This is a genomic window from Selenomonas sp. oral taxon 892 str. F0426, from assembly GCF_000468035.1.
Classification (GTDB): domain Bacteria; phylum Bacillota; class Negativicutes; order Selenomonadales; family Selenomonadaceae; genus Centipeda.
The window spans coordinates 12175-32529 of record NZ_KI260545.1; the positions used below are offsets into that span (position 1 = coordinate 12175).

The window sequence follows — 20355 nt, forward strand, 5'->3', positions numbered from 1 at the left end:
TTTTTCATTGCATTTTGTGTTTTGATGTTTCTACTAAAAAAGTTTTGCGTTACCGTGCCATGATTTTATCTCCACATGTAAGGTGGAGCTGGCAACTTCGAGATCTTTATCGATTTTCACCTTGGGTACACCAATCTGCGGCATTGCTTCGATCTGTCCACGCTGATAGAGGGTTAGATGTTTGAATGTGCGGGGCATACAGAACCTCCTGGTGGTGTTTTGGCAAAGATATTTTAGCAAATTGATTCCATATGTTCTACTTTTTATGTGTCCAATTTCATTTTATAATGAACCTTCTACAGATTTTCCTTATACCACTGGATCGCTTCTTTGATCCCCTTTTCGAAATCATACTCCGGCGAATACCCAAGCTTCTCTCTGATCTTCGAAATATCCGCCCCGCTGTGGCGAATATCTCCCTTGCGTTCCGGGCCATAGATCGGCTTCAGATCTTTGCCGAACAATTCGCTGAGCACCGCATACATCTCATTGAGACTTGAGCGCTTGCCCGCCGCCACATTGTACGCCTCGCCCGCCGCCTCATGCGGCGCGACACACGCGAGGAGATTCGCCTGCACAACATCCTCGACATAAACAAAGTCGCGCGACTGCTCCCCGTCGCCGTTGATCGTCGGCGGCTCATCACGGAGCAGACACTCGATAAACTTTGGAATCACCGCAGCATACGCCCCATTTGGATCCTGCCGACGACCGTAGACATTGAAGTAACGCATCCCATAACAGTCCAGCCCATAGTGCATCGTATACTGGTACGCATACTCCTCCGCAGCAAACTTCGTCACCGCATACGTCGAGAGACGATTGCCGACAATCTCCTCCTGCTTCGGCATCGTCTCATCATCGCCATAGACCGCCGCACTGGACGCGTAGGTGAACTTCTTCACCCCGTTTTTCGCCGCCGCCTCCATCATATTCACCGTACCAACAATATTCGTCAGCGTATACTCAACCGGCTGCTCAATACTCTCAGGAACACTCACCGCCGCCGCCTGATGCAGCACATAGTCCACGCCCTCGCACACGCGCATGCAGAGCGCCGCATCTCGGATATCCCCCTCGACAAACTCGAAGTTCGGATTTTCCCGAAATCCCGCGATATTCTTCGCATATCCCGTCGACAGATTGTCCAACACACGAACCCTGTGCCCCATCGAGATCAGCGCCTCGGTCAGATTCGAGCCAATGAAGCCCGCACCGCCTGTGATAAGGAATAAGGGATGCTTGGGAAAGATAATTATTGTATGACAGTTCACGATTTCCCTCTTCCCATGCAATAAAATCCAACAAAGATGCCATTTGGCACATCATTTGTATCAATTGTCTTGTTGATAAGATCTCGCATATTATTCTCTGTATGTATCCCTGAGCCCACGCAATCACCAGCTATGTGAACTTCTTCTTCGTCAGGTTTTCATTGATATCGAGTATGGGTGAGAATAAAATCATGGATGTTCCTCCTGTCGATTGATAGATATTGCTATAATATCACACAAGACTATATTACCACACCTCCATATATTCACACGCTCATATATGGACTGTATTTCAAATCGTTATAATTGATAAGTACCTTATCACTATCATCAGAATCAATTTGCTTCATGATTCTGACGTTTTCCTCTTTATAATTGGAGTCTGCTAGTAACACTAATATTTTTTGAATCAGTTGCTCATACATTTCAACAATCTCCTCCCTATGAGCACGATTACGACTACATACGTAATCCACGGCATGCAGGAAAGCATCCGATTTTTTTATTCGATCAAAAAAGCGCAATTCTGCATTCGCCACATATCCATTTTCATGCAGATCTGCAATCAACTCTTGGGCAACTTCTTCTATTGGTAGGTTAATAAAATATTCCCGCCTGTGGAGAAGACCATCCTCAAAATTGGAAAAATCCCAATCTAAGGACACTCCCAGCTTTTCATATCCATGCAGCACGTAAAATCCACGATATCTCTTCCTGAAGGAAGATAACACCACATGCCTAAAAAGGAACATGCTTTTTATTTCTATTGCAAATTCATCGGGATGATAAATCTCAAGAGGAATCGCTTCTACTAAGAGAGAGAATTTATCATTCTGTCGACCAACAAAGTATCGAATTGGACAATGACTCAATATATGCTCAGTAAACAAGCCTTCTGGTTTATTATCATAGCATTCTCTCTCGGAAATATCTTCCGCCTCTTTTTCTAATAGACATTTTGTTGTCGAAGACAGATATTCAGGAGAAATGTTAGCAATAAAAAAACACATCTTTTTACGTCGCAGTTCTAGTAGCGTGAATTTTCTTTCTTGCTTTGTATCATGAATATAGTATCCCCCAATATGAATATTTTTCAGAACATCTGAATATAGTTTCTGCAATTGTTCTACGCAATACCTATATTGTATTGCAGCTTCATAAAACAATAAGACGGTATCTTTAATTTCAGGATTCCTTTGTGCAAGCAAATAGTCGATTCCTTTTTTCATTGTTTTTTGAATCGAATTCTCCAACTTGTCCCTAAAAAGTCCCCTATAATTATCTTGCAGACGATCGCGACTGATAGACAAAACTTTATCTGCATCGTCAGATAATAGATTTATCCGCCAGTCAATGAATGCAGGAATGATTGATTTTGAGGAAAATATCCTAGACGATACATCATGCCTTACATAGATATTACGAAAAAACACAGAATTTCCATATCGCATATAGTGCAGATGTTGTACGGTACGATATAAATGGTCATCCTTACCATCTTCCTGGTCTCCACCTATACGATACTCAGGCTCTAAGAGAATGTCACACCATATATAGCATCCGGTTTCCAAGACAAACGTTTCAACGGACATACGACCATCAGCAACTCCTATGGATGGCTCATTAAGCTCTAAAGCTAACGAGTCTCGTTGACAAAATATTCTTGTACCTTTTACAGGGATCTCGTTTCCAGTTTCCTCTAATACAACAGGAATATAATCGTATTTCTCCTGTTGAAAAAGATCAGCAGGTCTGCTCAAATTCATATTTCCATACATACCGCGAATAATTTTTAATAACGGAAAAACGTATTTATCTGTAGGGAAATAATAATCCGAGCAGCCAATATCATTTGCTTGTAGTTTTTTTCTCTCTATACGAAAACTTACTCGTGTCCCCTGCTTCCACGGTTTTTTATACCGACTCACATCTATGTATCCATTGTCGCCCCTCTCTGGGGCATAAAAAACAATCCTCCGCGGAGGTTCATCCATGGTTTTTGTAATCATTTCAAACTGACTTGTCAAAAGAAAAACAGATTGTAACCCCAAGCCGAATACTCCGGATGGTCTAAACCAAACTGGCATACACTGAATTGCATCTTCACGGATTTTACTTGATTTATTATCAATTCTCGCTATTTTCTTGATATCCAGTTCAGATACCCCTGTTCCGTAATCTCGGATAGCGACCTCGACGTACATCCCCTCACTATCTTTCTTCACTTGAATCTCACCATGAACTTTATAGTCATCTAAGTTAATACTATGACTGGAAAGTTGTTTTCGAACACCATCCTCATCATTCAGGGGTAATATCTCCTCCATAAACAAACGTAGAATCGTTGCATCTACCGCATTTTGTATGATTTCACGTATACACACAAACTTATTTTTATAAATATTTTGTCCTTTTAGTAAATCGAATATCCGATTTCCAGAAATCATATATGATAGATCCAGCAATTCTGAATAATGTCGTTCTCCACGTAACATCAGAATGCATTCCGAAAATCTTGGAGCATTACCAAATTCTTGTGCTGGTATGATCTCTCCCCAGTGTAAAGAAAAAAAATCACAGGCTTTTTTGATCCAATCACACCATCGCTTCATTTCCCTGTATATCTTTATGCCTTCAACTATTGTTCCACCATTCGCATCTACAACATCATTTGCATCAAAGATCAGTTTTATCTCTCCGTCCTGCACCAGATAAGACTGCACAAACTCATGCTTTTTCTTATGAATCAATGACAAATCTGGTAAAGGGGTAGCTGACTTCAATGCCACTTCATCGAATCTATCAGAGTCTAAATCTAATAAATCGCCTAACAGCAACATAGATGCAATAAAACGTGGATGCATAAAGTCACCATAAAGACCATTGACAACAGGATTTAGCTCCATAATTGCCGAAACATCTTTCTGGTGCATTTCACAAATCTGAGCTAAAGTTCTGCGCAGTCTAAGTCCAAGCAAGCTCTCCAACATATCATCCCGTAATATACGCTGTCCACTTCTCCGTGCATGCCCAGATCGACTCATATCTTCTATAATATGTAAAACAGCACAATAAACATTCCAAGAAATTACATTGGCATCTATTGTCCTGTTGAAATCTATTTGGTATACCAATCTAGATGACTTTCCCAAGTCTGTATCGTCATTTAAATGTTCACGCACAAATTTTTTGAACGGCGTTCTCGAACATTCCTCTCGAAGCTCTTCATACTCCAAAGCCATGCCAATATCATGATAATAAATTGCCAACAACAACATCATAAGATCCGTGGCTGATAGTTTCTCTACACGCTCTTTTCCTAATAAGTTCGCAACCTGTATAGCAATCTGTTCTGAATGCGTTTTATCATGCCGACTAAAATGTGGAAAATAATTAGAAACGGTCTGCAGTTTTTTTTCGACCATGCTTCTTAGCACTTTCCATCGGCTGAAGTCATCCTCCTTTCCAATTGACCGCAACAGTTTTTCCATCTGTATTTCCATAACTAACTGCACAGCAATCACTCTTCCTATAACAACAATATATGTAAATAGAATATTTTTTCATAAGAATTTTATGGCTTTCAAGTTAAAACACGTTGTTTGCATTCTTCCGTCCCCCACACAATCTTATCATCTGCGTCAATATCCTCACCCGTCTGGATTTCCATCACCTTCAGCAGGGTTTCCGCTCGTATCGTATGAAACGATCCACGAGGGATGCGTACCGTCTGCCCCTCGGCGACGGAAAACTCGTTGCCATCAAGTTTCACCCAACCACGCCCCTCGATCACTGTCCACGTTTCATCACGCCGTTCGTGCATATGATAAGTAAGTGAACGCCCCGGACTAAGTGTGATCTTGATCGTGAGACTCTCCGTCTCGGCATCGATGATGCGGAACTCGCCCCATGATTTTTCGGTATACATGACCGGTGTATGAAGCTTCTCTGCATACGGCTTCATCGCACTGGAGCGCTCCTTATCCGAAATGAGAATGCCTTCAGGACTTGCAGCGACCACAACATCCTTCAGCCCCATGCAAAGAATCGGCATCGGCAGTGTATTCACAACATGGACATTTTTGCACATCTCATCCATCGTGACACGACCAATCGAAGACTCCGGCATCACCTCGGCAAGCGTATTCCACGTGCCAATGTCAAGCCATGTTCCGCTATAACGTCGAACTGTAATATTTTTTTCTTTCTCAACCACGGCATAATCAAAACTAATTTTGGTGAGTTCCTCATAGCGGTTGAAGAGCTTCTCATAATCCATATAGTCCAACGATTCACGTGCCTTGCCGAGCGCATAGCCAAGCTTGAACGCAAAAACACCACTGTTCCACAGTGCCCCCTGCGCAATGTATTTCTCAGCGGTTTCCTTATCCGGTTTTTCCTTGAACGACTGCACCTTGCTCTGTGCTTCTTGGGACACAGGAATAATATAGCCGTATTTCTCACTCGGATAGGTCGGCTCAATTCCCATCAGTACGAGATTTGCGGCATCTGCTCTCTCTGCCTCTTGAAGAAGCTGAAGAACCGCATGAAAATAATCCTCATCGACATAAGGATCGGCGGGACAGATCGCGATTGCTTCATCGAGAGAAACACCGCGCACCTCATGCAAATATGCCGAAACCAATGCAATCGCAGGGAACGTGTCGCGCCTACACGGCTCAATGGAGATATTCACCCCCGAGCCAAGCTGCCTCCGGATGAGTGAAACCTGCTCCCGTCCTGTTGCAACCGTGACTGGAACACGGGGAGCAACGCTCTGCACCTGACGACAGACACGCTGAATCATCGACTCACGTATACCGTCCTCCCGCTTCAAGAGCCGAAGAAATTGCTTGGAGTAAAGATCATTGGACAGAGGCCATAGCCGCTTGCCCGCACCACCGGAGAGTAGTACGATTTGCACATCACACCTCATATTTTCTCATAAGTCTCGTTCTGCTATCGCGGTCAGTGACACCTTCTCCAAAAAACTGTTCTGCAGCTGACCGGATTAAAAGGGAATCACACTGATATTTTCTTCTCCCTATATTGAATAAGTTCGGCTAAAACTGAAAATATAGAAACTCGGTCACATCTGACAGATGACTAATTCCATAAACAAATATCCCGGCAAGAACAACCGCCCATTTATAGTTTGGTTGTAACCGCTTGATAATATCATTAGAGCTCGGAGAAAAAGAAACCAATAAAAGTGCCAACAACAGGACTTTCTTAGGGGCATCAAAAGCAACAAGAGTCATCAAGTTGGTATCAAAGTGCCCATTCATGAAGTCAGCAATCACATGGGGTAAAAGGACGCCATTTCCACCCACCATTGCATATAAGACTTGAAGTGCATCTGTAACAGATTCTGCACGGAAAAAGACGAATGCCACCAATACCAGACCTAGGGTCAGAACATACCCAAGAGGCTTCCACATCCAGAGATGATATTTTTTCCACGTATGATTGAGAACGAGTCCAAGTCCATGCAGAGAACCAAAAATAATATAAGTCCATCCGGCTCCATGCCAAATACCCGCGATGAACATTGAAGCAAAGGTCGCCACCATCGCCTTGCCGAATGTGATTTTTTTACACGCCATCACCATCGGCGTATAAAGATAGTTGGTGATGGTCGTTGTCAGCGACATATGCCAGTGCTGCCAGAAGTCAATAATCCCATAAGCACGATATGGTGCGTTGAAGTTAATAGGAATGCTAATATTCATCATACGGGCAATACCAACCGCCATATCACTATATCCGGAGAAATCAAAATACAATTGCATCATGTAACAGATGGCAACTGTCCAGCTGTCCACCAAGGTGAGCTGCTCCGGATGAGCAAAGCCTTTCGCAACAACAGTAACAAAACTGTCCGCAATCAGCACCTTCTTTGCAAGACCAATAATAAACAGACTCAACCCGCGTCCCAAATTATCCCAGTCCACATGACGCAAAGAGGAGTCCTTAAACTGCTTCATCATGGGACGATGATAGAGGATCGGACCAGCCAAAAGGTGCGGAAAAAACGATACAAACAGCGCATAGTGAATGAAGTTGCGCTCTTTTGCAACACCTTCATAACAGTCTACGAGATAGACCATCTGCGTAATCGTAAAGAAACTGATGCCAAGCGGAAGGATGATATGCAGGAGAGGGAACTGTGCGCCCAGATAATTCAAATTCTCAAGGAAGAAATCCGTATACTTGAAGAAGCCAAGCAATCCTGCATTAAAAATAATTCCCAACAGGAACACTGTCTTGGCATTTTTCTTTTGTTTTTCCTTACGGTATCGGATGATGTAGCCACTGATCACATAGTTAAAGCCGATGCTAAGCAAAAGGAGCGGCAGATACTTAATGTCCCAATAGGAATAAAAGAACAGGCTAAGTCCGACGAGCCAGATGTTTGCCCATTCCGATGTTTTCTCCCGATTGCCGAGAAAGAAATATCCGCCAACGGCAATCGGGAGAAACAGGAACAGGAACTCATACGAGTTAAAAAGCACCGCTTAATTCTCCTCTATCTTTTCCTGAATGAGGTCGATCATTTCACCGACATTCTTCAGATCCTGCAGTTCGCCAAAGGCAAACTTGATATCGAACTGCTTTTCGATGGCAACAACAAGACGGATGTGAGACAGCGAGTCCCAATCCTCGATTTGCTCTGCATTGCTCTCATTGGTGATGACGAGATCCTCATCATCAAAAATATCCTGAAAAATCGGCTGAAGGTCGTTTAGAATTTCCTCTTTGCTCATGATCATCTACTCCTTTATCTTTAGAACACTTAGAAGCCATCGCCACCCGTCACAGGAATGTTAACGCCTGTGATAAAGGTATTCGCATCTGAAAACAGATATTCAATCACCCCGACAACATCCTCAGTCGTTACATTCCGCTTTGCAGGATTCCCAGCCGCACTCTGTTGAACAACCTGTTCGTGCATATTCTGAAGGAATTTCGTCTCCATCATCGACGGAGATACCATATTGATCTGAATGTTCTTCGGCGCATACTCGACGGCAAGTGCTTTCCCAAGCCCCATCAGGGCGTATTTTGCCATGACATAGCTTGACAGGTATTTCGGCGGCATATTGATCGTACACGAGGAAAGCCCGATCACAATCTTCCCCTGCTTAGCCTTCGTCAGCTGCTTGATAAACGCCTGCAAAACAACGATAAGTGCTCTGCATTGAACAGTCATTTGACCCTCTGCATCACTCCAAGTGATCTCTGTAAATCGCTGATTTTCAATTGGTACAGCAGGAACATGGAGGATATGTGTCGGTACGAATCCCTCCGATTTCAGCCCGTTTGCAAAAGCCACCGTACTCTCTTCATCACGAAAGTCAGCTTGTACCAACCTCATCTGCGCAGGAATTTCCTGCGCTATTTTTTCCAGTTCTTTCATATTGCGAAAATACTGGGCGACGATCTCGTCGTCTTCCTGCCACCTATGCCGCCGCAGGAATGTGCAGCAAAGATCAGACGAAGCTCCAAGCAATAAATATCGTTTTCCCATCAAAGCACCCCCGCTTCTATTCTCGCCTTGGAGACTTTCTTCCCATCCTGATTGCGAATGACCGCCTTGACAATAATCTGCCGAACGCTGTCATTTTTCTCCGTAATCTTACCCTCTACGCGGAGTGTATTTCCAATAAATACGGGATGCAAAAAGTCACTGTGTACGCTTTGCAGCAAGCAGCGCTCTCCTGGAAGATGTTCCCCTGCAAGACAGCTATAGAGTGATGCAGTCAGCATCCCATAGACAACGCGGTCCGAAAAGCCATGATCCCGTGCGAAGTCAGAACTTACATGGAGTGGATTATTGTCGCCGGAGACTGCACGGAACTGCTGCATCATTTCCGCTGTAACCTCGCGCGTAAACGCAGCACTCTGTCCCACATAAAGGTCTTCATAGGTCAAGTGATTCATGCAGATACCTCCGTTAAGGAAATGAATTTCCCCTGTTTCTGATAAGTGTCAAGAGACAGCTTCCAGACAGTATCATCTCCCTCCTGCGTAATCTTCTCAAAGCCAAACGTCGCATAGAGATCGGAAACCATCTTATTCTTTGCCGTTTTATAGTAGTAGCCAATCAACTCCTTACAGCCGTCAGCCGCAGCACACTCTACAAGCGCATCGAGCATCATCTGTTCCATGCCTCTTTTCAGAACACGGCAGCTCATCAGCCACAGGCGAATATGCACTTCATCACCGATTTTTTCACCAATCACCACGGAAACCAGACCATTGTCACCAAATTTGTCCGTCAATCTCCCATATAGCGTGATATATTGCGGCTCATTCGCCATCTGCTCAATATCCGCACGCGTATAGCGGCGCGTTGTCAGATTGAACTGATTGGATTTATTGGTGAGCTGGGCAATTCTATCAAAGTACAGCGGTCGAAACGGTGCTATCTCTGCCTCCATCTGGAGTGATTTCAGGAAGTCGTCATAGCTCTCCATCGCCCCTGCCAATTCTCTGCGCTGCTTGTTTTCCATATAGGAGGCATTGCGCTTCCGATCATCCTCAGAGATCGTTACCGGCTCAAAATAACCGCCCCCCTCAATCGCCCGAATGTAGGAAAACACATCCACAGGATCGACTTCCGGCACCGTCACCTCGGGCATCGTATCGCGCACGATCTGTCGCTCCGCTGGATTATCATCGATGAAAACGAGGCTGTCCGTACCGATATTGATCTCTTCAGCAATCGCTTGGATGTTTCGATTCTTTGGTTCCCAGTTGGCTCGGAAGGAAACAAAATCATCTACATGAAGCACACTATCCGGGTGGTCAAATCCCGTCTTGGCAACATCTTCCTCATTCTTGGAGCAAACCGCCAAAATGATGCCTCGCGCCTTCAGCCCCAAGACATATTGCTGAAATGCAGTATATGCCTCAGCCGTCGGCGTTTCGTGCCCGATCTCAATATTCTCCATGCCATCATCGCCAATGATGCCGCCCCAGAGAGTGTTGTCGAGATCCAAGACAAGGCATTTTTTGTTTTTACCCAAGATCCCCTTGATGATCTTCGCGAGACTGAGCGAAACATCTGGGATCACATCGTAGCTCATCGCAAATTTATAGGCATAGTACTGGAAACGATCATGCCACTTAGAGAGTCCAATACGTGCAGCAAGTCCGTGTAAATCATGCAGATAGAAATTATTATGCGTTGCGGCATAGTCGGAAAAGCTTCGGTTAAGGAGCTCGATAAACCGCGTCATCCCGTAGGACTCGACCGTATCCAAATTTCCAAGACCTGTCTCATACGAGAGTTCCATATTGTTCTGTATGATGATTGCAGAAGGATAACGCGCAGCGAGTTTCTCCCAAATCTGCGTAAATCGTTTCATCTCCGCATCGTGTTTATCACGAACCACATCGTTGCTGTCACCGAGCGTAGGAGCGTCCAAAATATTTACTACACTCGTAAATACAACAATGATCTCCGGCTGAAATTCGTCAAGTTCCGAGTTACCAAAAACGGCATCCTCATAGTACTTATTGTATTCGGATTGATAGAACTGCGGACGAATCCCTGCCTCTAGAAGAAAGAGTTCCAGAACATTCTTAATGTCATCGGTTGTCGATCCGCAGAGAACGGCAATCCGTTTGTCCATATATCCCGTACCCTCACGCGCCAACAATGCCCGTCGGATGCTCTTTTGCTTTCGCATCAAGAGATCATTGTCATACGGATAGGTAAAGATTTTCTGTAAATCAAGCGGCATATAATCGCCTCCTATAAAAATTACTTTATTATACGGAGTCAAATCATTATCGCAGAGTCCTAGTAGGAGTTTAATTCATTTTCCAAATCACGAATATGCTCCTCTACATTGTCTTTCGTCACCCAAACACCGAATCCACGGGGGAGGGGACTATCTTCCATTCCAAAGATACGGTCAATGATCTTATCTCCCACATTCGGACGATAGTGAGCCGTATCATAGTAGTTATGGTTATCTATCGCAATCTCATTCAATCCGCTAAAATCATAATATCCTGTAATCCTAGCCAGTCGTCGTTTGAACTCATTGAATTCATTAAGGTCAATCTCTAAATAGTTCACCTTGCTCATTGGATTGATGAACACGATGAGTTCAATGCCATTTTCATCCGCCAGCTCTTTGATCTCCTGTATTTCTTGCATTGCCTCATCCATTCGATTACCGGAGCCACGCGTTGTAACATAGAGAAGGTTATTTGCATATTTCTCAGGATCTTTCTCTATTTCTTGCTCTGTTATGTAATGAAAAGGTCTTCCTGTATCATAAATATCAAAAACAGTGCCCTTAGTTTTCGCCGAAACAATTGATGGTTTTTGTAACAAGAGCAATACGTACTGCGCCCAATCATATTCTTTATAAGATCTGCGCAAAAAATTCTTCTCATTGACCTTGGGATCGCCCCAATAAGAAACATTATCTACGCCAAGAAGAATCTGCCGTATCTCAACCCCACCTGCAATAAGCTGTTTCATATCATTCAGCCACTCATAGGGAACACCGGCAGCATACGTCATATTATAATACGTATATCCATTATGGATGCGTGTGAGATCTATGCTTCCCACACGAGACGGTCCAAAACAAAACGCATTGTATTTTTGGGGATTTTGCAGCAAAAACTTCATTTTAACGTAATGTTCCGGTGTCCCAAGTTTCGGTGTCGAATAGTCGCCCCTGAAAAGCCCGTAATCGTCTACTACATAATTATAGCCCATCAGGATCAATAAAAAGACTCCCGTAATAAAAATAAGTCTTTTCACATACTGTTTCACAGATATTCTCCCAAAAAATCACTTAAGTTCCGCTCATTTTAACACGCAAAGTTCCTGCCGCATTTCTTTACATAAAATACGGCAGGAGCCTCATAAACGAATCGAATTGCTCAAGAAAAATATGCCTTAATGTGTGCACAAACCTCAGTAATTTCCTCATCTGTCAATTGTGCCGCAGATGGAAGCCAAAGTCCCTTACGTGCAATCTCCTCCGTCACTGGATAGCTGCCCTCATAGCCGTAGGCAGGTTCTGCATGAAGCGGTGGATAGAAATCGCGCGAACCCACGCCGTGCTCCTTCAGATAGGCTTTCAGGCTTTCGCGATCCTCTACGAGAATATCAATAAACCACGGGGTCGTGTTTTCATAATTCGTAGGAATAAACTCGATCTCTTTGACATCAGAAAGCAGCTTTTCGTACAGCTTGCCGATTTCCTTCTTGCGCTCGACACGATAGGAAAGCTTCTTCATTTGTTCCAAGCCGACGACCGCCTGCAGATCTGTGAACTTAAAGTTCCAGCCCTTGATAAGATAGTGATCCATACCGCCCTGCGAGCGTCCGAAATCACGTATTTTCTTGATACGGTCGAACAGTTCCGCATCGTCCGTGATGAGCGCACCGCCCTGACCGGTCGTGATGACCTTCGGCGCACTGAATGAAAAACTGCCGATATGCCCGAAAAGCCCGAGATGCTTTCCGTTGAATCGTGAGCCGAGAGACTGTGCGGCATCCTCAATCAACCAGAGTCCCTTCTCTTTGCAGAATTCTGCAAACTTCTCGATTTCATCCGGATAGCGCCCATTGATCGTTACGAGCATAACAGCCTTTGTTTTCGGTGTAATCGCCGCTTTCATTTTTTCAAAATCCATGCAGAGATTTTTCCGATTGATATCCACGAAAACAGCCTTTGCTCCAATCAGCTCTGCAGAGTTCGGTGTGGCAACCATTGTATAGTCAGGAACGATAACCTCATCATCCTTCTTCACACCACAGGCCATCAGGGCAATTGAAAGGCTGACCGTACCATTTGCAACGACAGAACAATACTTCGCCCCTGTGTATTCGGCGATACGGTCTTCAAACTCACGCGTCTTTCGGAACTCTGTCACCCAGCCGCCGGACTTCATATACTCATGTACTGCATTCGCCTCAGCTTCGTCAAACCACGGCTCCATCTGATTGATAAATTTATCCATGTGTATTCTCCTATAAAATCTCACCAAGTAAAACTTATGTACAGCAGCGAGCATTAACCTCTTATCTGCCAGACACGGAGTTTAGAAATTCTCGTTCCTTCGCCAAAATTTCCTCGCGGTTTCTTGGCACCATCGACTTTGCCGGATTGCCTAGATGCAAATACCATTCCTTTGTAGATTTATTGACTAGCGATAATGCACCTACTGCCGAGCCTTCAGCAATGGTAACATTGGGCAAAATCACGGTATTTGACCCGATAAGCACATGATTTTTTATGACAACTTCAGCTGCCTGGCATTTCGGTCTGAACTGAATGGGAATGGTCACATTTCCAAACCCCTCCAAGAAGTCATCCGATCCGCAAATAATACGGCATCCTGCAGCAATACCACAGTAGTTGCCTACTTCAAAGTAGGAGGCTTTTCCTCCAATAACAGAGCAGGAAGGAGATATATGACAGTAATCGCCGATCTTCACACTGGTGGTAAAATAACAAAAATCGTCAATGATGACATTATCGCCAATCTCCACTTCACCAGGGTAGCGGAAATATACGTTGCGCCCAATCTGGACATTCTTTCCGATCTTCTTGAATTTATACACCAGATCTGTATATGGCATAATTGCACCTCCGACGATCAGATGCGAACCCGATCCACCTCAGCCCCCAAATAGGGCCCATTCTTGATCTCGACGACCTGCGTACCGTCTTCTAATATCTTATACCCATGCGCGCCATTGAGCAAGACCAAAACTTCTCCCTGCTTGACAACAAAGCTGTCGAGCAGCGTATGTTCCTCATCCTCATCAAAGATACTTGCCTGAATCGAACCTTTTTGAATCACAAGCACCTCTTGTGTTCGTTCGACCGTACGCTCTACAAGATTATGCTGATGCGCCAACAGATCCTTACCCGCTTCATAGCGCCATGTTCCAACCTGAATAAAGTCACTATCATCCGAAAAAAATCCAAGACCATCCTGAATATCATCTGCCGTGATATGCTTCGCTAAAATCTTCCCGCTTGGAGATTGTACGATTTTCATGTATGTACCTCATTTCAATCAAATTACAACAAAACAAGAAGCACTTTAGCAATGCTCAAGATACCACTCGACCGTCTCCCGAATCCCATCTCTGAAATTCTTTTCCGGACTCCAGCCAAGGAGTTCAGCCCCCTTGCTCCCGTCCACAGTCTTATACGGAGCCCCATCAGGCTTCGAGGGATCGAGTTTCAGTTCTCCCGTATAGCCGACATCCTCTTGGATGAGTTTCGCCATATCGATGATGGAAATTCCCTTACCTACACCGATGTTCACCGGCTGTTCCGAGTGCGGCGCATCAAGCCCGCGCACCATCGCTTCCGCACCATCATCGACATAGAGCCATTCGCGTACGGGCTTTCCCGACCCCCACACAATGACCTCGGGCAGGTTCTCGCGCTTTGCCTTGACAATCTTCATAACGAGAGCGCCGAGCGCATGGGATCGCTCCTCCTCGAAGTGATCCTCCGGACCGTACATATTGGAAAGAATCAGATTGAGGGAGTCCAGCCCATACTGCTTCTCATATGCCCATGCACCGACCCAGGAAGTCTTACGCGCATGACCATAAACCATCACTGACTCGTGTAGCTCTCCTTCCCAGAATTCGTCCTCTTTAAAGAATGTCGCGCGAGCCGGATAGGCACAATTCGAAATAGGGTTGACCAGTCGCTGCACAGAAAGCTCTCTGCAAGCCTCTAAGAGGTTGATCGTCATCAGAAGATTGTTGCGGAAAAGCTCTGCCGGATGCTTATAACCGAACTGGATTCCGCCAACGTATGCCGCACAGTTGATGACTTTCTCAGGCTTTACTTCTTTGAACAGCATTTGAACAGCGGAGAAATCCCGCAGATCCATCCCCATCGAAAGCGATGTCGGATAAAATTCTAAACCACGTGCTTCCAGTTTTTTTGCGACACGTTTTCCAAGAAAGCCCGTCGCCCCCGTCAATAAAATCATTTGTGATCACCGCCATAGCTGTCAAACTTCATATCGTAGTCCATCATGATCTCTACAAGACGTTCGAAGCTCGTCTTGTTCGTCCATCCCAGCTTCTCCTTCGCCTTGGTCGGATCTCCCCACAGAAACTCGACCTCGGCAGGACGGAAGTACTTCGGATTCACCTCAACCAGCAGACGATTCGTCTTGCGGTCATACGCCTTTTCCTCGACACCCTCGCCGTCCCAGGCAAGCTCCACACCGATATGATGGAAAGCGAGTTCCGTAAACTCGCGTACTGTATGCGTTTCACCCGTCGCAATGACAAAGTCATCCGGCTTCTCCTGCTGCAGCATGAGCCACATTGCCTCGACGTAGTCCTTTGCATAGCCCCAATCGCGCTTCGCATCCAGATTGCCAAGGGAAATTTTATCCTGTCGCCCCTGCGCAATGCGCGCGACGGCGCGTGTGATTTTCTTCGTTACAAACGTCTCACCACGGCGCGGAGATTCATGGTTGAACAAGATGCCATTGCACGCATACAGATTGTAGGCTTCTCTAAAGTTCACCGTAATCCAGTACGCATATAGCTTCGCTGCGCCGTACGGACTCTTGGGATAGAACGGAGTTTTCTCGCTCTGCGGTGCAGTCTCAGGAAGCCCGCCAAAGAGTTCCGATGTCGATGCCTGATAAAAACGCGTATTGCTGCGCATCTCTCGAATCGTGTCAAGAAGTCGAAGCGTACCCAGCCCATCTACATCTGCGGTAAATTCAGGCACGTCAAAAGAAACCTGCACATGGGATTGTGCCGCCAAATTATAAATTTCATCCGGCTGAATCTTTTCCATCAGGCGATTGAGGTTGGATGAGTCAATCATATCACCGTGATACGTGTGAATATCCTTCATCAAATGCTCGATACGTGCCGTATTAAACACGCTCGCACGGCGAACAATGCCATGCACCTCATAGCCTTTTTCCAGCAGAAATTCTGCAAGATAGGAGCCATCTTGCCCCGTCAGCCCTGTAATAAATGCTTTTTTCATCTTCGTCCTCCATTCTATACTTTGTAGATTCACGCAAATCCACTATCTGCATATCTATCTCTAGCCTGAAAGTAATCCTCAGGAATGCCAATATCGATAAAAAATCCATCCGAAAGATACGCTATGATGTCCAACTTTCGGACATAGATTTCCAAATGTTTTTCAAAGGAAAACTTATCCTCCGCCTCATTCAGTAGATCCCTTCGAAGGCAGTAGATGCCACCATTGATCCAACCGGCAGATTGCTGCTCCTTTTCACGAAAAGCGCAAACTTGTTTTCCTTCCAGAACCACGGTACCATACCGATCAAAGTCCTTCATTTCTTTAACGGCAATGGAAACATCCGCCTTGGATTCTTCAAATTCCCTCTTCATCTGAGAAAAGTCCACATCAAAGTAGGTATCTCCATTGAGCACAAAGACATTTTCCTCGTCACAACAGGAAAGTGCTTTCTTGATTGCGCCCCCTGTCAAAAGAGGCGTTTTCTCCTCCGAATAAATCAACCGGACTCCACGATAGCTATCGCCAAAATATTCCTCGATCTTATTGTGCATATACCCTGTTGACAGAATGATTTTCTCGAAACCATATTGAAACAGCTTATCCAATAAGATTGATAAAAACGGCGTTCCCCTGTCATCTATGGAAGCCATTGGTTTAGGTACATCTGAGACAATATGCTTCAGCCGTGTACCAAAGCCACCGGCCAAAATGATTGCTTCCATGTATCTCCTCCTAAAAAGACTTAGACCTTACAGAAACCAGCCGCGATAGGTCAGATCATAGGTCAAATCCTTCTGCCTTGTCCCAATCACTTTGCCGGGTACACCTCCCACAAGGCTGAATGGCGGAACGGACTGCGTGACAACAGCCCCGGGGAGGATGACCGCCCCCTCCCCAATGGTAACCCCGGGCATAATCATCGCCCGTGTGCCGATCCACACGCGATCCTCGATCCGAACCGGTGCGGAATAATAGGCAAAATCCGTTGAATTGATTCGATGACCACCGGTATATATGGCGGCTTCTGCCGAGATGTTTACATTATTCCCAATATATACATCATCGCGCCAATCAAGAATGACATTTCGATTGATTGCCGTATTTTTCCCGATCGAAATACCATGAAAAGTTGGTGGGTATAGGTAAACCCCCATATAAATAAAGACTGATCTATCCATCTTCATTTTTACAACAAAGCGATAGTAAACCCATCGAAATAATTCGCAAGGGATATGTGCAATGATGTGATTCACAATGTATCCACGAAAAAAACTATTTGTTGCTAATAAAAGTTCTTTCAGTGGCGGAAGATCATTGATATATCTCATAAACTTACCGGACTTTTTCAAAATTTTCTCCCACCTTAAGTCCTAGAATCGTCGCCCATTTTTTTCTATTCTTCGGCGAAACAAAGGTATCATAAAAAAATTCAACTGCCCCCCGAGATAGAGAGCTTCTCACTTCTGCCGATTCTGTCAGGCAACCCATGTGTTCCAAATACTCCTCCGTTCTCGATGAGACAAGATACGGTTTCTCGTACTCCGTCGTAAAAGGAACTCCTTCAAAACAATGCTCCGATGCCACAATCGGAATCCCGATCGAGAGACCTTCAATCAATTTCAATTTCGTCCCGGAGCCAACAATAATCGGTGAAACCATAAAACGGCAAGAACATAGTAACTCATACAGACGTTCCTCACTAACAAAGCCGGTAAATTCAATATTTGCATGAGAAAACTCTTTTCGAACAGAATCCTTAACCCCGCCTGTAATGAGCAATTTCATCTCCGGATAACGTTTTGAGTACTTCGGAAAAACAGTTTTGCAAAACTCCTTCATACTATAATAGTTTACATAGGAATTCAGTGAACCATTGAAAATGATATGCTTTGAAGCCCTTTCTTTCCATCGAATATCAGGCATCTCCATTGGAATCGGCAAAAAGATCACATTGGTCAATCCAAACTCCTTTTCCAAAATTTCCTTATCCACCGGAGAGACTGTAACAATCTTGTCCGCCTGCGGCAAAATTGTTCTTTCATACTTTTTCATCCGGCTAATTTCCGGCCAAGCCAGACAACCATATTTAGACAATGCTTCCTGCTCGTAAATATATTCCACATTATGTTCAACAAGAATGATCCGTATTCCCTTTTTTTTCACAGTTTCAAAGTCGATATGCTCTGCCGTAAATGGCAGTTCAAGAAGAATTGTATCAATATTATGCTTCTCGATGTAGTCCATCACATGTTTCTTATTTTCTCTTGATTCAAGAACCTGAGCACGTCTTGGTTTACCGGACAGCAGCCATTCCGACAGCGCCTTCACTGGTCGTTTGCCAACCTTTGGATGACAACGCCGAAGAATCAAAAGATCTTCGAATTCCGGCATGTACTCGCGCCAATCCTCGCATCCATCATTGACATTACTCATGACACCGTAAAGTTTGACCCCCATCTGATGCAACATACGATGATGTACCCGGAGACCTTGCAGTCCCCCGTCGATAGCAGGATAAACTTTCAGCGGCATAATTACAAGAATATTCATCCAGTTCACCTTTTTCGAGCATTCGATTCAATGTTAACATAATCCGGAATATACCATCTAAAACTACCGACTTGCATAAAGTCTCGTACATTCAAAAAGAATCAAAACGTACGGCTCCACATAAAGTGTAACCACTCCAAAAAACATTCCCCAAACAACGACAAAAATGCTCAGAAATATAAGATCATATCGCTGCTGAATCCTCCCTGCTGAGGAAGCTAATACGCGAAACCATAGGATAAGCCCTACTACCCCTAGATCAGACAGCATCGTTGGAAGTGCAGCCAGCGCAAACTGAAATCCAATTCCCAGCCCCAACAAAGGGCGGTCCACAAAGCTTGCCGTGACATCAAAGATACTTGTCAGCCGTGCAAAAGTCGAAAGCTCTCCCTCCGCCCCGATCGCCGCCAATGCCCCACTTGTTGCAAGAGCATTTATCGTATAGAGTACATCCTCCATGCGTGCAATCGCATATTCCATTTCTTCTCCAAAGAAAAACAGAACACCTCCAACAACCGAAAAGACAACCATCAGTGTCACAATAATATAGGGAATACTCTCACGCAAAGTTTTTTTATAAATATCATATCGCAGGGAAAAGTAGACCAAGAACAAAATAAAGAGACACCACCATGCAGAAAATCCGCCGGAAAGAATCATCAAGACAATCAAAAGAAGTAGATAGACATGATAAACAGAAATTCCCGATTTATTAAATCGAACCGTTTGAATTTTATTCCAGATAAGAATACTCAATGCAATAACAAACATGGAAAGGATAAAATGTGATGCCTCTTTTGTCACCCCTTGCAGAACATAGAGATCGCCGCCTTTTGTAAAGGCATGTGTAAAGGTGCTTTCACCTACACCAAAAATAATTTCATTAATGTCATACGTCAGGGTTAAATTCCCAAGTATGTTTTTTTCAACAAACTCAAATATGGCGTAGTATGCCAATGGCTGAGAATATACAATCACCCTTTTCAACACAACCATAAGATCATCATCATTACAGATGATTTTAACACTGGCAACTATGCCCAAAAACGTCACCACACCAAAATAAAGACGGAATGCATTCCCTACTTCAAGAGGAGCGACAACCTTGGTGCATTGCCCCATTGTATAAAGATCCCACGAATAATCAGGAAGTGGTGGTATAATCGGCTCTGTATAAGGATAAACAAGTGCTGCAAGGATACCCGCCATAAGGCTTGCCAGAAGCAGCCCGGTACGAAATACTAATTGTTGCGGCAACTGCATCCTATGAATCAAAATATAATATAAACCGTACAGAAAGCATACAAGTCCGGATAATTTTCTAAGGCTGGAAATCTCCGTATCGCCAACCAACAGCAAATATCCTTGCGGCATCGCAATGGCCATGATGGTTGCCAGTGTCAAAAAGGAGAGATATTTTTCCTTTGAAGAGCCTCCCGCCAACAAAATGTATCCCATATAGATCAACAATAACACCGAAGCGATTGGCACTCATACCC

Annotated in this window: 18 protein-coding genes; all 18 read right to left on the reverse strand. The window is 44.5% G+C overall.

All coding sequences use genetic code 11. From position 1 onward, the window contains the following. Positions 1–296 precede the first annotated feature (296 nt). Positions 297–1274, reverse strand: coding sequence for an SDR family oxidoreductase (locus tag HMPREF1992_RS08725; RefSeq protein WP_037359333.1), 978 nt, complete (start codon positions 1272–1274; stop codon positions 297–299). 266 nt (positions 1275–1540) lie between these two features. Continuing rightward, a complete protein-coding gene (locus HMPREF1992_RS08730) occupies positions 1541–4765 on the reverse strand; it encodes a hypothetical protein (RefSeq protein ID WP_196801401.1) in 3225 nt (1074 codons plus the stop codon). 92 nt (positions 4766–4857) lie between these two features. Further along, positions 4858–6198, reverse strand: coding sequence for a sugar phosphate nucleotidyltransferase (locus HMPREF1992_RS08735; protein ID WP_037359340.1), 1341 nt, complete (start codon positions 6196–6198; stop codon positions 4858–4860). A gap of 139 nt (positions 6199–6337) precedes the next feature. Next, complete coding sequence (locus HMPREF1992_RS08740; protein ID WP_021685528.1) at positions 6338–7789, reverse strand: MBOAT family protein; 1452 nt, start codon at positions 7787–7789, stop codon at positions 6338–6340. A 3-nt stretch (positions 7790–7792) separates the two neighbouring features. Next, positions 7793–8041, reverse strand: coding sequence for an acyl carrier protein (locus HMPREF1992_RS08745; RefSeq protein ID WP_037359343.1), 249 nt, complete (start codon positions 8039–8041; stop codon positions 7793–7795). A 29-nt stretch (positions 8042–8070) separates the two neighbouring features. After that, a complete protein-coding gene (locus HMPREF1992_RS08750; RefSeq protein ID WP_021685530.1) occupies positions 8071–8805 on the reverse strand; it encodes an SDR family NAD(P)-dependent oxidoreductase in 735 nt (244 codons plus the stop codon). Beyond that, on the reverse strand, positions 8805–9218 hold the full coding sequence (locus HMPREF1992_RS08755) for a MaoC family dehydratase (protein WP_021685531.1): 414 nt from the start codon (positions 9216–9218) through the stop codon (positions 8805–8807). Before HMPREF1992_RS08755 ends, HMPREF1992_RS08750 begins: the two co-directional genes overlap by 1 nt. Beyond that, complete coding sequence (locus HMPREF1992_RS08760; RefSeq protein WP_021685532.1) at positions 9215–11026, reverse strand: HAD family hydrolase; 1812 nt, start codon at positions 11024–11026, stop codon at positions 9215–9217. The genes HMPREF1992_RS08755 and HMPREF1992_RS08760 overlap by 4 nt, the downstream gene beginning before the upstream one ends. Before the next feature lie 59 nt (positions 11027–11085). Continuing rightward, on the reverse strand, positions 11086–12078 hold the full coding sequence (locus tag HMPREF1992_RS08765; protein ID WP_021685533.1) for a hypothetical protein: 993 nt from the start codon (positions 12076–12078) through the stop codon (positions 11086–11088). A 110-nt stretch (positions 12079–12188) separates the two neighbouring features. Next, a complete protein-coding gene (locus tag HMPREF1992_RS08770) occupies positions 12189–13274 on the reverse strand; it encodes a DegT/DnrJ/EryC1/StrS aminotransferase family protein (protein WP_037359346.1) in 1086 nt (361 codons plus the stop codon). Positions 13275–13335: 61 nt separating this feature from the next. After that, the gene (locus tag HMPREF1992_RS08775; RefSeq protein WP_021685535.1) at positions 13336–13896 is read right to left on the reverse strand and encodes an acyltransferase; all 561 of its coding nucleotides are present in this window, start codon (positions 13894–13896) and stop codon (positions 13336–13338) included. 17 nt (positions 13897–13913) lie between these two features. Continuing rightward, positions 13914–14321 (reverse strand): hypothetical protein, encoded by a 408-nt coding sequence (locus tag HMPREF1992_RS08780; protein ID WP_021685536.1) that lies wholly within the window; start codon positions 14319–14321, stop codon positions 13914–13916. Positions 14322–14366: 45 nt separating this feature from the next. Beyond that, positions 14367–15278, reverse strand: coding sequence for an NAD-dependent epimerase/dehydratase family protein (locus HMPREF1992_RS08785; protein ID WP_021685537.1), 912 nt, complete (start codon positions 15276–15278; stop codon positions 14367–14369). Beyond that, positions 15275–16303 carry a GDP-mannose 4,6-dehydratase gene (gene gmd, locus HMPREF1992_RS08790; RefSeq protein WP_037359349.1) on the reverse strand — a complete coding sequence of 343 codons (1029 nt, stop codon included), beginning with the start codon at positions 16301–16303 and terminating at the stop codon, positions 15275–15277. The genes HMPREF1992_RS08785 and gmd overlap by 4 nt, the downstream gene beginning before the upstream one ends. A gap of 29 nt (positions 16304–16332) precedes the next feature. Beyond that, entirely contained in the window at positions 16333–17028 is a 696-nt protein-coding gene (locus HMPREF1992_RS08795; protein WP_021685539.1) for a nucleotidyltransferase family protein, read from the reverse strand. 27 nt (positions 17029–17055) lie between these two features. Continuing rightward, positions 17056–17655 (reverse strand): DapH/DapD/GlmU-related protein, encoded by a 600-nt coding sequence (locus HMPREF1992_RS11945; RefSeq protein WP_051290507.1) that lies wholly within the window; start codon positions 17653–17655, stop codon positions 17056–17058. Continuing rightward, positions 17639–18838 (reverse strand): glycosyltransferase, encoded by a 1200-nt coding sequence (locus tag HMPREF1992_RS08805; protein WP_231366978.1) that lies wholly within the window; start codon positions 18836–18838, stop codon positions 17639–17641. The genes HMPREF1992_RS11945 and HMPREF1992_RS08805 overlap by 17 nt, the downstream gene beginning before the upstream one ends. A gap of 81 nt (positions 18839–18919) precedes the next feature. Next, entirely contained in the window at positions 18920–20347 is a 1428-nt protein-coding gene (locus HMPREF1992_RS08810) for a hypothetical protein (protein ID WP_037359354.1), read from the reverse strand. Positions 20348–20355 lie beyond the last annotated feature (8 nt).